Annotated in this window: 10 protein-coding genes; 3 read left to right on the top strand and 7 right to left on the bottom strand. The window is 68.0% G+C overall.

From position 1 onward, the window contains the following. Positions 1-48 precede the first annotated feature (48 nt). From QF206_RS01540 to QF206_RS01520, 5 genes are all read right to left on the bottom strand, one after another. A complete protein-coding gene (locus QF206_RS01540) occupies positions 49-807 on the bottom strand; it encodes an FHA domain-containing protein (protein WP_281487440.1) in 759 nt (252 codons plus the stop codon). Further along, complete coding sequence (locus QF206_RS01535) at positions 804-2,621, bottom strand: serine/threonine-protein kinase (protein ID WP_281487439.1); 1,818 nt, start codon at positions 2,619-2,621, stop codon at positions 804-806. Before QF206_RS01535 ends, QF206_RS01540 begins: the two co-directional genes overlap by 4 nt. 16 nt (positions 2,622-2,637) lie before the next feature. Next, complete coding sequence (locus tag QF206_RS01530) at positions 2,638-3,882, bottom strand: FHA domain-containing protein (RefSeq protein WP_281487438.1); 1,245 nt, start codon at positions 3,880-3,882, stop codon at positions 2,638-2,640. Beyond that, entirely contained in the window at positions 3,879-4,769 is an 891-nt protein-coding gene (locus tag QF206_RS01525) for a PP2C family protein-serine/threonine phosphatase (protein WP_281487437.1), read from the bottom strand. The genes QF206_RS01530 and QF206_RS01525 overlap by 4 nt, the downstream gene beginning before the upstream one ends. Positions 4,770-4,879: 110 nt before the next feature. Continuing rightward, positions 4,880-5,914 carry a TerC family protein gene (locus tag QF206_RS01520; protein WP_281487436.1) on the bottom strand — a complete coding sequence of 345 codons (1,035 nt, stop codon included), beginning with the start codon at positions 5,912-5,914 and terminating at the stop codon, positions 4,880-4,882. 203 nt (positions 5,915-6,117) lie between these two features. Here QF206_RS01520 and QF206_RS01515 point away from each other — a divergent pair, with 203 nt between their 5' ends. The 3 genes from QF206_RS01515 (at position 6,118) to QF206_RS01505 (ending at position 9,954) form a co-directional block, all read left to right on the top strand. Further along, the gene (locus QF206_RS01515) at positions 6,118-6,858 is read left to right on the top strand and encodes a sensor histidine kinase (protein ID WP_281487435.1); all 741 of its coding nucleotides are present in this window, start codon (positions 6,118-6,120) and stop codon (positions 6,856-6,858) included. Beyond that, positions 6,855-7,514 (top strand): response regulator, encoded by a 660-nt coding sequence (locus QF206_RS01510; RefSeq protein WP_281487434.1) that lies wholly within the window; start codon positions 6,855-6,857, stop codon positions 7,512-7,514. Before QF206_RS01515 ends, QF206_RS01510 begins: the two co-directional genes overlap by 4 nt. Before the next feature lie 76 nt (positions 7,515-7,590). Further along, positions 7,591-9,954 (top strand): HAD-IC family P-type ATPase, encoded by a 2,364-nt coding sequence (locus QF206_RS01505; protein WP_281487433.1) that lies wholly within the window; start codon positions 7,591-7,593, stop codon positions 9,952-9,954. Here QF206_RS01505 and QF206_RS01500 read toward each other — a convergent pair. Further along, entirely contained in the window at positions 9,935-10,333 is a 399-nt protein-coding gene (locus QF206_RS01500) for a hypothetical protein (protein ID WP_281487432.1), read from the bottom strand. The genes QF206_RS01505 and QF206_RS01500 overlap by 20 nt on opposite strands. A gap of 13 nt (positions 10,334-10,346) precedes the next feature. Next, positions 10,347-12,752: a phosphoenolpyruvate synthase gene (gene ppsA / locus QF206_RS01495; RefSeq protein WP_281487431.1), complete on the bottom strand. Its 2,406-nt coding sequence runs from the start codon at positions 12,750-12,752 to the stop codon at positions 10,347-10,349. Positions 12,753-12,995: the final 243 nt, after the last annotated feature.

The raw sequence follows: 12,995 nt of genomic DNA, 5'->3' as shown, positions 1-12,995 counted from the left end.
GAGGGAGGGCATCGTTACTCCGACCGATCGAAACTAACACAGTCTCGTCTACCCCAGAGCGGGGGATGCCGGTGGCGCCGTCTCAGAGGCGTCGAGCAGTTCGAGATCGTCCGGGCCGACAAGTCGGCTGGCCACCGCGTACTCGACGAGTCGAGCCCGGCGGTTGGTGGCGAGCCTGCCCCGCCCGCCCCGCAGCCCGTGCACGCCGATCTTGTCGAGCTTCTCGCAGACGTTGTCGAGCTTGCGGTTGAACGTCGTCAACGACCAGCCGAGCCGAGCGGCGGCGTCGGCGGAGCTCGGGATCTCGCCGCGGCCGGGCACCCCCTGACGCAGCACGTGCTCGGCCAGGGCGACGACCAGCATCCGCTGCGACGTTGTGAGCGTGACCGGCATCATGGTCGTGCTGCCGGCGCTGTTCAGCGTGATCGCTGAGGTGTTGAAGTGGTCGCCGTCACTGTGCAGCGTGAAGTCGTACGTCGTGGATCCGGCGCTGAACATGACGTGCATGGTCTCGAACACGATCGGCAGGCGCGCACCGGGCGCGAGCCACGCCTGCACCTGACCGGTGCCGTCGGTGACCGTGGCCGAGAGAAGGCTGCCCACATTCGCGATCCACCACATGCCGAACTCGTACCCGATGGCGAGGAACCGGCGATGCAGATACGGGTTCTCGTCGATCACGAGGTCGCCCTCGCGGCCGATCGTGAACTCCGCTCCGGGATCGAGTTGATGACGCTCGCCGCAGAACTCGAGCGCGAGCGCCGACGCCGCGGGGTTCGCGGGAGACGGCTCCTGGATCGGGCTCATGACGGGAAGCACATCTCAAGAGGATCGGCCGAGAGCTTGCCGGCGCGAAGCACCGACACCTGTATGCACACGCGACCGCCGTCGAGCGGAACGACGAGTTGCGGGTCGTCGACGCGAGTCTGCTTCGCCGGCTGTGACGCGTACGCCCAGCTGAAGCGATCTCCCTCCTGAGCGGACGGATGCTGCCACACGAAGGTCACGCTGCTGCCGTCCGCGCTCGGAGTGGCTGAGACGAAGTCGGGAGTCGGGGGCGAGGTGACCACGATGGCGTCATCCGGTTCGACTGCGCGCGTCGGGGCGGGCGACGACTCGCGAACATCGCCGCCGGCGAGCACGACCGCGGTCGCAACTCCCCCGCCGAGCAGCACGACGGCGGCGACAGCGAGGGCGACGATCAGCGGGCGACGTGGTGACTTCGACGCTGACGCGTGGCCCGCTTCGACCTGTGTCCCGACGCGGTCGTCGCCTGGCTCGGCGGTTGGGTCGGCTCGGTGTTCGGCGCCGGGGTGTTTGGAGCTGGAGGTGTCGCCGGGGGTGGCTGGGGGGCGCAGCACAGTGTGGTCGGCTTCGCCTGAGGTCGCCCAGTCACCGGGCGCTGCCGGCGGGATCGAGGGCGCAGAGCTGCTGCCTGGAGGCGAGGCGCCGCGCACGACGGTGCGATCATCAAGCACGCTCGATTGCGGCGCGGCGCGCTCCGCGGGAACGGCTGGCGCCTGCGGCGAGGGCCCCGGCTGCGGCCGCGGCTGCGGCTGCTGCGGTTGCACAGTGACGATCTGCTTGACGCGGGTCTCGTCAGCATCCGGCCCGCCGTCACCCGCCGGGTGCTCAGGGCGAGAACCCTCTGGGATGGCGGATGCGGGAACGTCGAACGCTGTGGCCGAGTAGCCGAGCTCGAGCTCGACGCGCTGCAACGCCCGTGCGAGCTCGGCGGCGGTGCGGTAGCGGTCCGCGCGCTGTTGCGCCATTCCCTTCTGCAGCACAGCGAGCAGCGATCGCGGTACGTCGTCGCGACCGATCGGAGTGATGGCGCCCCGCTCGATGCGGCCGATGAGATCGAGCGTCCCGTTCGGCCCGCCGGGGACCTCGAACGGCGTGCGACCGGCCAGCAGGGTATGGATCGTCGCGGCCAGTGAGAAGACATCCGATCGCACATCGGGCTGCGGGTCGTCGTCGAAGAGCTCGGGCGGCGACCAGGGAACGCTCAGGCCGATGGCCTGCGAACCGGTGCCGCTTCGGCCGCTTCCATCGGTGCTGTCTCCAGCGGTGCTGTCTCCGCCGGCGCTGTCTCCGCTGTGAGCCGCTGCGGTGTGCAGTGGCAGTTGACCGTCGAGCGTCGACGAGATGCCGAAGTCGGTGAGCGCCGGCCAGCCGTAGTCGTTGGTGAGCACGTTCGCCGGCTTGATGTCGCGGTGGAGGATGCCGGCCGCATGCGCAGTCGCAATGGCGCTGGACAGCCGCACCCCGGTGCGCAACGCGTCGTCGACCGCGAAGCGCTCTCGCTTGTACCGCTCGCCGAGGCTCGGCCCTGAGCAGTACTCCATGACGAAGTAGGGCCGATCGCCGTCGGCGATGTCGGCGTGGTAGATCGTGACGATGAACGGATGCGTCGAGAGCTGAGCCATGAGGTTCGCCTCGGCTGCGAACGCCGCGCGATCAGCGGGCGAGACCCCGTCGGTGAGCAGCACTTTCACCGCCACCTGGCGCCTCGGCAATTGCTGCTCGTAGAGGAAGACGTCGGAGAAGCCTCCGGCGCCGAGCGGACGCACGAAGCTGAACCCCGGGAGCACGGGCGGGGTCGAAGGTGGTCGCCTCATCGTTCGTCGCCCGGCATCAGCGCTCGCACACCGTGATCGTGGTTCCACCGCCGAAGTCGATCACAGCCCCGGTGACTACGGGCGTCGGCTCCCCCTTGCGGACGAGCTGCGGAGCCTTCCCCGGCAGTGTCACCGCCGTGCCGTTGCGCGAGTGCAGGTCGGTGACCAGTACCGTGTCGCCTTCGACATCGAATCGTGCATGGTTCCGCGATACGTCGGGTTCGCCCGAGAGCGCGAGCAGCGTCGGCAGACTGCCGCCCGGAACCTGACTGACGCTCGGCGCTCGGCCGACGAGCACAGGGCGGTCGAGGTCATGCTCCGCGCCGGTCGAAAGCTTCAGGAAGTACTGGTGGCTTGGTGTCGGCGCCGCGGATGCGCGCGGTGTGCTCGCCTCGGCGCGGTTCCCCCGCATCGCTGCGAGGTCGGCGGTGGTGATGGTGAGTCCGTCGTGGTCGCCCGCCTGTGGCTCCGCCGTCGCAGCGAGAGCGCCGGCTTCGAGCGCGTCGGGGTGCCCTCCGCCCGGCGCGGCCTCGGCATCGTCAGCGCGCACGGCCGCCTCTTCGATGGTGCGCACGATGGTCGCGTCGAAGAGATGGTCGTACGCTGTCTGCGCCCCGAACCCGCGACGTTCGTCCAGCATGGCGGTGTCGGAGAGGTCGGCGATCGTCTGCTCGAGCGGCGCCACCGCAGCCTGAGCGGCGGGCGCGGCCAGTGGAACTGTTGGTCCCACCTCCGTGGCGGCGCGTGCAGACCCGGCGTTCTGCGCAGCCGCGGCACCGCTGGTCTTTGTCGCCGAGGCAGCACTACCGCGCTCGCTGACGGTCAAGCGCGACACCCACACCGCTCCCGCACCGAGTGGAAGAGCCATCGCATCGGCGTCGTCGGGTACGTCGATTCGCAGCGATGTCACACCGGCGGTGCGCTGCTCGAGCCAAGTCGTGACGCCGGATGCCTCCCATTCGCTGTCTCCCGACGCCCCAGCGAGCTCCACGATCGCCTCGCCGCGCAGGAGGCCGTGCACCTCGAGCGTCCCGTCGAGGTCCGGCGTCCACTCGAGGAGGGCGAACGAGGGCAGCGAGGCGATGCCGTCGCGCAGCAGCCGGTCGAGAGCGGTCGGCAGCCCACCGGCGAGAGCGGTGTCGAGGTCGCCGGCGAGCTGGGCATCCGCACCCGTGTGCACCACGGCGGCTCGCCCATCGGTGACAACAGCGAGCCAGCGGCCCGGGGCCGCTGCGTGATAGCGGACGACATGAGCGCTCACGGCCGCGGCCTCCTCGGCAGCGTGTCTTCAAGCTCCCGGGCGACGTCGCCGCGATCGATCGTCGTCTCGTCGTCACAGTCACCATCACCATCGCCGCTTCGGCCATGGACGATGGCGTCGACCACGAGCGCGGTGACGTTGTCGCGGCCTCCGGCGGCCACGGCCCGCTGGACGAGCAGTTCGGCGATCGGCGTCTGAGGCCGTCGGTCAGCGTTCTCGCTCGAGGCGGCGGCCCCCGCCAGAACTTCGGCGATGTCAGTGTCGGCGAGTTCCTTGGTGAGACCGTCGGAGCACACGAGGAACGTCTGCCGCCCCTTCGCGGGGATCAGCCACACGTCGGAGTCGACCTGCTCGGCGGCACCGATCGCACGCGTGATCACGTTGCGCTGCGGGTGCGTCAACGCTTCCGTCTCGCCGATCCGCCCGGCATCCAGCAGTTCTTGCACGAGAGAGTGGTCGACGCTCAGCTGAGCGAGCTCCGAACCATCCCAGCCGTAGACCCGCGAGTCGCCGATGTTGAACACCATCCAGTAGTGCTGAGCGCCATCGCGCGTGCCGACCAACGCGATTCCGGAGAGGGTCGTGCCCGACATCGCGCTCGGGTCGACCCGGCGCACGCTGGCGTTGGCCGTCTCGATCGCGTCGAGCACCTGCTCCGGGGTCGTGGGACGGCCGGCTTCGATGCGGTCAGCGAACACTTCGCAGACGGTGCGGCTCGCGAGATCACCGCGGGCGTGGCCGCCCATGCCGTCCGCGACCAGGAACACCGGCATCTGCGATAGGAAGCCGTCTTCGTTGACGCGCCGAACCTGCCCGACATCGGTGCGTGCCGAGGCCACGACGTCGACGCGCCCGTGCGGCAACGCAACCGAGCTCTGCTGACTCACGCAGACATCCCCTCATGCCGATCGGCGACTGCGATCGCAGCCCCGTGCCACCCCCCTGACGAGGGCGGAACACCCGTTCTACGGTACCAATCGCGGGGGCAGGCGCTCGCTCACCGTGCCGAGTCGTCGTCGCGCGGCAGCTCCTCGGCATCCCCGTGCGGTCCGACGTGGAGCTCCTCGCCCCTCATCCTCGCCTTGACCAGGCTCGCGACGACCGCCACAAGCATGGCCGCGACGATCACTGCGAGCGACAGGCCCGTGCTGATCTCCGGCGCCCACTCGACAGGCTCGCCGCCGTTGATGAAGAACAGTTCGTTCACGTGCAGGGCGTGGAAGAAGAGCTTCACACCGATGAACGCGAGGATGAACGCGATTCCGTACTTGAGGTACTCGAGTCGGTCGATCAGGTCGCCGAGCAGGAAGTAGAGCTGCCGCAGACCCATCAGCGCGAAGATGTTCGCGGTGAAGACGATGAACGGGTCGTGCGTGATGCCGAAGATCGCCGGGATCGAATCGATCGCGAAGATCAGATCGGTGGTGCCGAGGGCGATGAACACCATGAGCATCGGAGTGAACATGCGTCGACCGTCGATCGTGACGCGCACCTTGGCGCCGTGGTACTCGTCGGAGATGCGGATGCGGCGACGCAACCAGGCGATGAGCTTGTTCTCGGTGGCCTCTTCATCCTCGTGACTCGAGAACGCCTGCGTCCAAGCCGTGTAGACGAGGAACGCACCGAAGATGTAGAAGATCCAGCTGAAGTTCTCGATGAGCTGTGCGCCGAGCAGGATGAAGATGCCCCGGAAGATCAGCGCGAGGATGATGCCCACCATGAGCGCTTCCTGCTGGTACTTCCTGGGCACCGCGAAGCGCCCCATGATCAGCACGAAGACGAACAGGTTGTCGACGCTGAGGCTGTACTCCGTCAGCCAGCCGGCGACGAACTCGAGTGATTTGTCACGCCCCCCGACGAGAAACAGCACGCCCGCGAAGCACAGTGCGAGGACCACGTAGAAACTCACCCAGAGCGTCGATTCCTTCACCGACGGGATGTGCGGCCGCTTGAAGATGATGAGCAGATCGGCGATCAGGATCAGCGTGAGCACCACGAACGCGGCGATCTCGAACCACACGGGGAGGGCCATTGAGCTCCTAGAGAAGGGTAGAGACGGACCCGAAAGTCTCTCCCGCGGCTGCCGGCTGCGCCGGCGGCCGCCGCCGCGTCCGGGGCAGCATCCGAACTGCCCGTATTGACGATCACGGCGAGGTGGGATACTCCCCTTCGCTCGTGCGAGTGTACCCGAGTACCATGGCGCTCGCGGGGCCTCCACCAGCGAGGGCGGCTGCGATGACCGAGCAGAACGAAGACGTTTCCGTCCCGGATTCGCGGGACTCCGGGTTCGGCCGGGTGCCGGACCGGCTGAGTCATGAGCGAACCGATGAGCGCGAACGCTCCATCCGCCTCGAGGAGCGCTCGAGGATCGCCGTCGAATTGCACGATCGCGTGATCCAGCCCCTCCTCGGAGCCGGTCTGCGCACGCAGGCGATGGCCGACCACGCAGACGATCGCGGCGTGCGCGATCAGCTCACGGAACTCACGGCGTTGCTCGAGAGCGCCATCCGCGAGATCCGCCAGGCGGTCTTCGCCCTGCCGAACGACGCGGCCGGGTGGGAACGAGGGCGTCCCCTCCGTACTCGGGTCTCGGGGCTGATCGACGAGATGACCGAACTGCTGCCATCGGCCCCGAGCATCACGTTCTCGGGCCCGCTCGACGTCTCGCTCTCCGATGACCTGGCAGACGACTTCCTGGCGGTGCTCCGCGAAGCGCTGACGAACATCGCTCGGCACGCACACGCATCCGAGGTGCTCATCTCGGTCACCGTCGACGCCGAGCGCGCAGCGCTCCTGGTGCTCGACGACGGAATAGGCATCGGCAAACCCGAGCGACGGGGCGGGCTCGCGAGCATGGAGCATCGCGCAGCGCGATGGCACGGCGCGCTCTCCTTCGGACCGAGGCCCGGTGGAGGAACCATGCTGGAATGGAGCGCCCGGCTACCGGGGGCTGTGGCCACTGGAGCAGGCCCGTGACCCCCGACAGACAGGGAGGTCGGCGGATCACGACCGTGTTCGTCGTGGACGACCACGAGATCGTGCGCAGGGGCCTCTGCGACCTGCTGGACGGGGAATCGGAGCTGACCGTCGTCGGCGAAGCAGCCACAGCACGCCAAGCGGTGTCAAGAATGGCGGCCACGCTTCCCGACGTGGCGGTCATCGACGTGAGACTGCCCGACGGCAGCGGAATCGAGGTGTGCCGCGAGGTACGCGCCAGTCATCCCACGGTGCACTGCGTCCTCCTCACCGCGTTCGACGATCCAGAAGCGAACCGGTCGGCCGCGAGTGCTGGCGCATCGGCATACCTGTTGAAGGACATCCGCGGCCGGAGTCTCATCGAGACCATCCGGCGCGTCGCCAGCGGTCGATCGCTCATCGACCCCGCGCCTGCGCGCGACCCATCGCCACAGCCATCGGTCGAAGACCCTGAAGCGCTGCTCTCGGCTCTGACGCTCCGCGAGTTGCAGGTGCTGGAACTGATCACGCTCGGGCTCACCAATCGACAGATCGGCGAGCGCCTGGAACTCGCGGAGAAGACCGTCAAGAACTACGTCTCGGCCCTGTTCACGAAGCTCGGAATGGAGCGACGAACCCAGGCGGCGGTGTATGGGGCCAAGCTCCCCCGTCGGTAGGCGGTCCCGTCTCTCGCCGCCGGGTCTGACGAGCGCGCAAGTCGAGGAGCGATTCGTTCAGGGGCTGCGGAACGCGGTGCCGGACGACTCCGTGCGGTCGATCCTGCGCATCTTCTCGTCCAACGTGCTCACGGTCTTCAATGCGGTGGTGGGCGGCTGCTTCTTGCTCCTGCTCGTCTTGGGAGCTTGGCAGGACGCCCTCTTCGGCTTCTTCGTGCTCGCGAACACCGGTATCGGGCTGGCCCAGGAGTTGCGTGCCCGGCACACGCTCAACCGCCTCGCGGTCCTGAATGCGCCTCGAGCGCTCGCGCGGCGAAACGGCGAAGACGTCGAGTGCAGGGTGGCCGACGTCGTGCTCGATGACCTGCTCGTGCTGCGGCCTGGCGAGCAGCTCGTGGCCGACGCGGTCGTCGTCGAGTCGCAAGGGCTGGAGGTCGACGAGTCGGCGCTCACGGGTGAAGCGAACCCGGTGCTCGCCGCGGCGGGGCGCGAACTGCTGAGCGGCGCGGTCATCGTCGGCGGTGCTGGACTCGCCAGAGTGGTGCGGCTCGGCACTGAGTCGTATGCGTGGAGGATCACCGCGGAGGCCAGGAGGTTCTCCCTGGTCGACAGCGAGCTGCGCCAGTCGATCGCCCGCGTCATCCGATGGGTCTCGCTCGCACTGATTCCGTTCGGGGCGGTCATCGTGAACGGCCAGATGCAGGCGGCCGGCGGTTGGCAGTCGGCATTCTCGAGCGGCGCGTGGCGTGACGCGGCCGTGGCGGCGGTCGCGAGCATCATCGCGATGGTTCCCGCTGGCCTTGTCTTCATGACCTCGGTCGCGCTCGCGGTGGGAGCGGCGAGACTCGCTCGCCGTCGCGTGCTGATGCACGAGCTCGCGGCTGTGGAGATCCTCGCCCGAGTGGACGCGCTGTGCATCGACAAGACCGGCACGCTGACCGACGGCTCGCTCGTGCTCGACCGCGTCGAGACTCTCGGAGACGGCGTGGAGGGCTGGCGGAGCGCGCTGGCGTGGTTCTCGTCGGATCTCGCCGCGAACGCGACGACCCTGGCGATCGGCACGGCGTTCAGTTCAGAGCCGGATGCTGCTCCCTCGTACACGGTGCCCTTCTCGAGCCGCCACAAGTGGAGCGGGGCGCACTTCTCCCATGGCCCTGCCGGCACCTGGGTACTTGGCGGCGCTGACGTCCTTCTCTCCAGGCTCGGCGCCCCAGGCGACGTGGAGGAACGCGCGGCGTCGATGGCGGTGAGCAGCCGAACGCTCCTGCTCGCGCATTCCTTGGAACCGCTTCCCGACCGCGAGGACGGGAAGGCGCCGGACCTGCCTCGCACGTTGACGCCGGTCGCGCTTCTTGCCCTCAGGGAACGCGTGCGCCCCGACGCGGCGGAGACCATCCGCTACTTCGCCGAGCAGGGAGTGCAGCTCTACGTCATCTCGGGCGACGACCCGAGAACGGTCGCCGCCGTCGCTGCCGAGGCCGGGATACAGGGCCATCTCGTCGGTGTCGACGCCCGCACGCTGCCGTCTGACCCGACGCTGTTGCAGGAGACGCTTCGCACGGAGCGCATCTTCGGGCGGGTGACCCCGGAGCAGAAGCGGGCCATGGTGCTCGCCCTGCAGTCGCTCGGGCGCACGGTCGCCATGACGGGCGACGGAGTCAACGATGCTCTCGCGCTGAAACGCGCGGATCTGGCGATCGCCATGGGCACCGGCACTCCGGCTGCACGAGCCGTCGCGAATGTCGTGCTGCTCGATGACCAGTTCACGAGCCTTCCGGAGGTCGTGGCCGAGGGCCGGAGGGTGATCTGGAACGTTGAACGGCTGGCAAAACTGTTCCTCTCGAAGACCGTGTACGCGATCATGCTTGGAGTGGCCTTCGGTGCGCTCCTGCTGCCCTTCCCGTTCCTGCCCCGACAGCTCTCCGTGGTCGATGGGCTCACGATCGGGCTGCCGGCGATCGCGCTGGCGCTGCTGCCGGATGCGCCCGTCTACCGGCGAGGCTTCCTCGGGCGCGCTGCACGGTTCTGCATTCCCTCGGGGATCATCGTCGGCGCGGCTGTGATCGCCGCATCGGGGTACTCCTTCGCGACGGGTGTGCCAGCGGCCGAGGTGCGCACCACGGCGGTGATCACCCTCACGCTGAGCGCGCTGTGGGTGCTGGTCGTGCTCGCCCGGCCCTTCACGGTTTTGACGGCGAGCATCGTCGTGGGCGCATACGCGGGGCTCGTGCTCGTGCTGATGATCCCATTCGCCTGGCGGTTCCTGGAACTCGCGCAACCCCCTGCGGACGCACTCGCCGTCGGCATTGGCACAGCGGCAGCGGCGAGCGTGTGCCTCGAGATCGTGCATCGAACGCTTCGTCGTCGGCCCGCGCGATCGAGCAGTCCCAGCCGGCGGGATGCGGCACGCGTCCCGCCGCTCAGACGCCGTCGTCGCTGATCTCGTCGAACCAGCGGGCTGACATGTTGGCCGATCGCGCGCGCTCCAGCGCAGCCGCCGCGTCAGCGGCGTACTGCGCAGCTTCCTCGAGCGCCACCTGAGCGCGGACCCATCCGGGGTTCTGCGGATCCCGCGGGTCGTGCTCCCCCGCATGATGCACGCCCAACTGCGCTCGCCCGTGCCAGGAGGCGAGCTCCGCATAGGCTGCGGCGACGGTCTGCTGCGCGGCCTTCAGCACGCTGAGCACCTCGGTGCTCTCCGACGGCTTCGAGAACGACGAGACCGCGTCTGCCACCGCCCGGGCTGAGCGCTCGAGTTCTCGGGCCAGCGCGAGCGGGTCGGTCGATGTGTCTTCCTGCACGGTGTCGTCCCTTTCCATGAGAAGCCGCGGCCTACCGCAGCCCGGCGCTGGACGCTGACCGCATCCGCTCGGCCTCAGCGATCACGGTGACCGTCTTGGCGAAGCTGTCGGGATTCAGCGAGATCGAGTCGATCCCCCGCGCCACCAGGAACTCGGCGAATTCCGGATGGTCGCTGGGGCCCTGACCGCAGATCCCCACTTTGATCCCGGCATCATGAGCGTCATCGATCACCTGGGCGATGAAGCGGGTGACGGCCTCGTCTCGTTCACTGAACAGCTCGGCCAGCGCCTGGGAATCACGGTCGACGCCGAGCACGAGCTGGGTGAGGTCGTTCGACCCGATCGAGAACCCGTCGAAGCGTGAAGCGAACTCGCTGGCGAGGATCACATTCGACGGCACCTCGCACATCATGTACACCTCGAGACCGTCCTCACCACGCACCAATCCGTTCTCGGCCATCACTCCCAGCACACGGTCGGCCTCAGCGATCGACCGGCAGAACGGCACCATCACGATGACGTTTCGGAATCCGATCACGTCTCGCACCCGCTTCAGCGCGCGGCATTCCAGCTCGAACCCGTCACGGTACCGCTCGCTGTAGTAGCGCGACGCTCCGCGGAACCCGATCATCGGGTTCTCCTCGTCGAGTTCGAAGTCTTCGCCGCCGACGAGCTGGGCGTACTCGTTCGACTTGAAATCGCTGAGTCGCACGATGACCGGATGCGGGGAGTACGGCGCCGCGAGCTTGGCGATCCCGAGCGATAGACGCTCCACGAAGAACTCGGCCGGATCGCCGTAGGGCTCGGTGAGCTCCTGAATCGTGCGCCGATCGTCGTCGCGGCTCACTCGATCGGGGTGGGCCAGCGCCATGGGGTGGATGCGGATCTCGTTCTCGATGATGAACTCCATGCGGGCGAGCCCCACGCCGGCCGCCGGCAGGCGCCACCAGCGGAACGCCGTCGCCGGAGTGGCGATGTTCACCATCACCGCGGTGCGGGTCGCGGGCAACTGCGAGAGCTCGATGGTCTCCGACTCGTATGGAAGCTCGCCGTCGTACACCCGTCCCTGATCTCCCTCGGCGCAGGAGAGCGTGATCGTCTGGCCGTCAGCCACCGCAGATGTCGCGTCGCCGGTGCCGACGATCGCAGGGATGCCGAGTTCCCGGCTGATGATCGCGGCGTGGCTGGTCGTGCCGCCGCGGTCGGTGATGATCCCCGCAGCGCGCGTCATGATGGGCACCCAGTCAGGGTCTGTCATTTCGGTGATGAGCACCGACCCGTCTCGGAAGCGCTCGATGTCGGACGCCGTGGCGATCACGCAGGCCTGCCCGACGGCGATGTCGTCTCCAACGGCGGCGCCAGTGGCGAGCACCGTTCCGGTCGACGCGAGATGGTGCACCGTGAACTGGGCATCGCTCTTCCGCGCTTGCACCGTCTCGGGTCTCGCCTGCACCAGGAAGAGCTCTCCGGAGACACCGTCCTTCGCCCACTCCATGTCCATGGGCTTGCCATAATGCGCTTCGATCCGGGCGCCCCAGCGCCCCAATTGGACGATCTCGGAGTCGTTCAGCACGAACGCGCGGCGCTCCTGCTCAGAGGTATCCGCCAGACGCGTCCCGGGCATCCCCTCACCCGCATAGACCATTTTGCGGGCCTTGGTGCCGATCGTCTTCTCGATGATGGGAACAAGGGACGGGTCATCGAGGAACGGCTTGAACACCATGTACTTGTCGGGGTTCACCATCCCCTGCACGACCGTCTCGCCGAGGCCCCATGCGCCGCTGATGACGACGACATCCGGGAACCCTGTCTCGGTCTCGATCGAGAACATCACCCCGGACGCCCCGACATCGGAGCGCACCATGCGCTGCACTCCCACCGACAGTGCGACCTCGAGGTGGTCGAAGCCCTTGACCTCGCGATAGCTGATCGCGCGATCGGTGAACAGCGACGCATACGATCGCCGACAGGCTTCCAGCACGGCGTCGTCGCCGCTGACGTTCAAGAAGGTCTCCTGCTGGCCCGCGAAGCTCGCGTCTGGGAGATCCTCAGCGGTCGCGCTGCTGCGGACGGCGACGGTTGCGCGGGCTTCTCCTGCCGTCACCGGGAGAGCTCCATACGCAGCGATGACTGCCGCGCTGACGTCATCCGGAAAGGGGCTCTCGAGAATGGCGCTGCGTATGGCGTCGCCTGCCCCGCGAAGCGTGACGGCACCCCCGTGGTACTGCTCGATCCGCTCCCTGATGAAGGGCTCCAAGCCGTTCGCCTTCAGGAACTCGCGATAGGCGGCAGCCGTGGTGGCGAAGCCGTCGGGCACGCGGATGCCGGCATCCGCCAGCGAGCGGATCATCTCGCCGAGCGAGGCGTTCTTACCACCCACTGCAGCGATATCGCCCATGCCCACGGCGGCGAAGGAAACCACGTATTCCTTGGTCATATCACCCGATCCGAATGCCTCGTTCCGAATGCCTCGTTGGCGAGATTGTCGACCGGTCGCGCGGGGCGCTCCAGAGTCGTTGGTCCCGCAACGGGCGTTGACCAGAACAGGCGGTGGCCTCATGCAGCGGCGAACTGACCGCGCCATCGCCGCAGTCGCTCGCCCCTCTCGACGGCGGGCCTTCTTCGCGGGAGCATCGGTGCATGGAGCGATCCACGGCGAGAGAACCCGATTCGACCTGGC

The sequence above is a fragment of the Ruicaihuangia caeni genome (genome assembly GCF_029952955.1).
Taxonomy (GTDB): domain Bacteria; phylum Actinomycetota; class Actinomycetes; order Actinomycetales; family Microbacteriaceae; genus Ruicaihuangia; species Ruicaihuangia caeni.
This window is presented reverse-complemented; position numbering and strand designations above follow the sequence as displayed.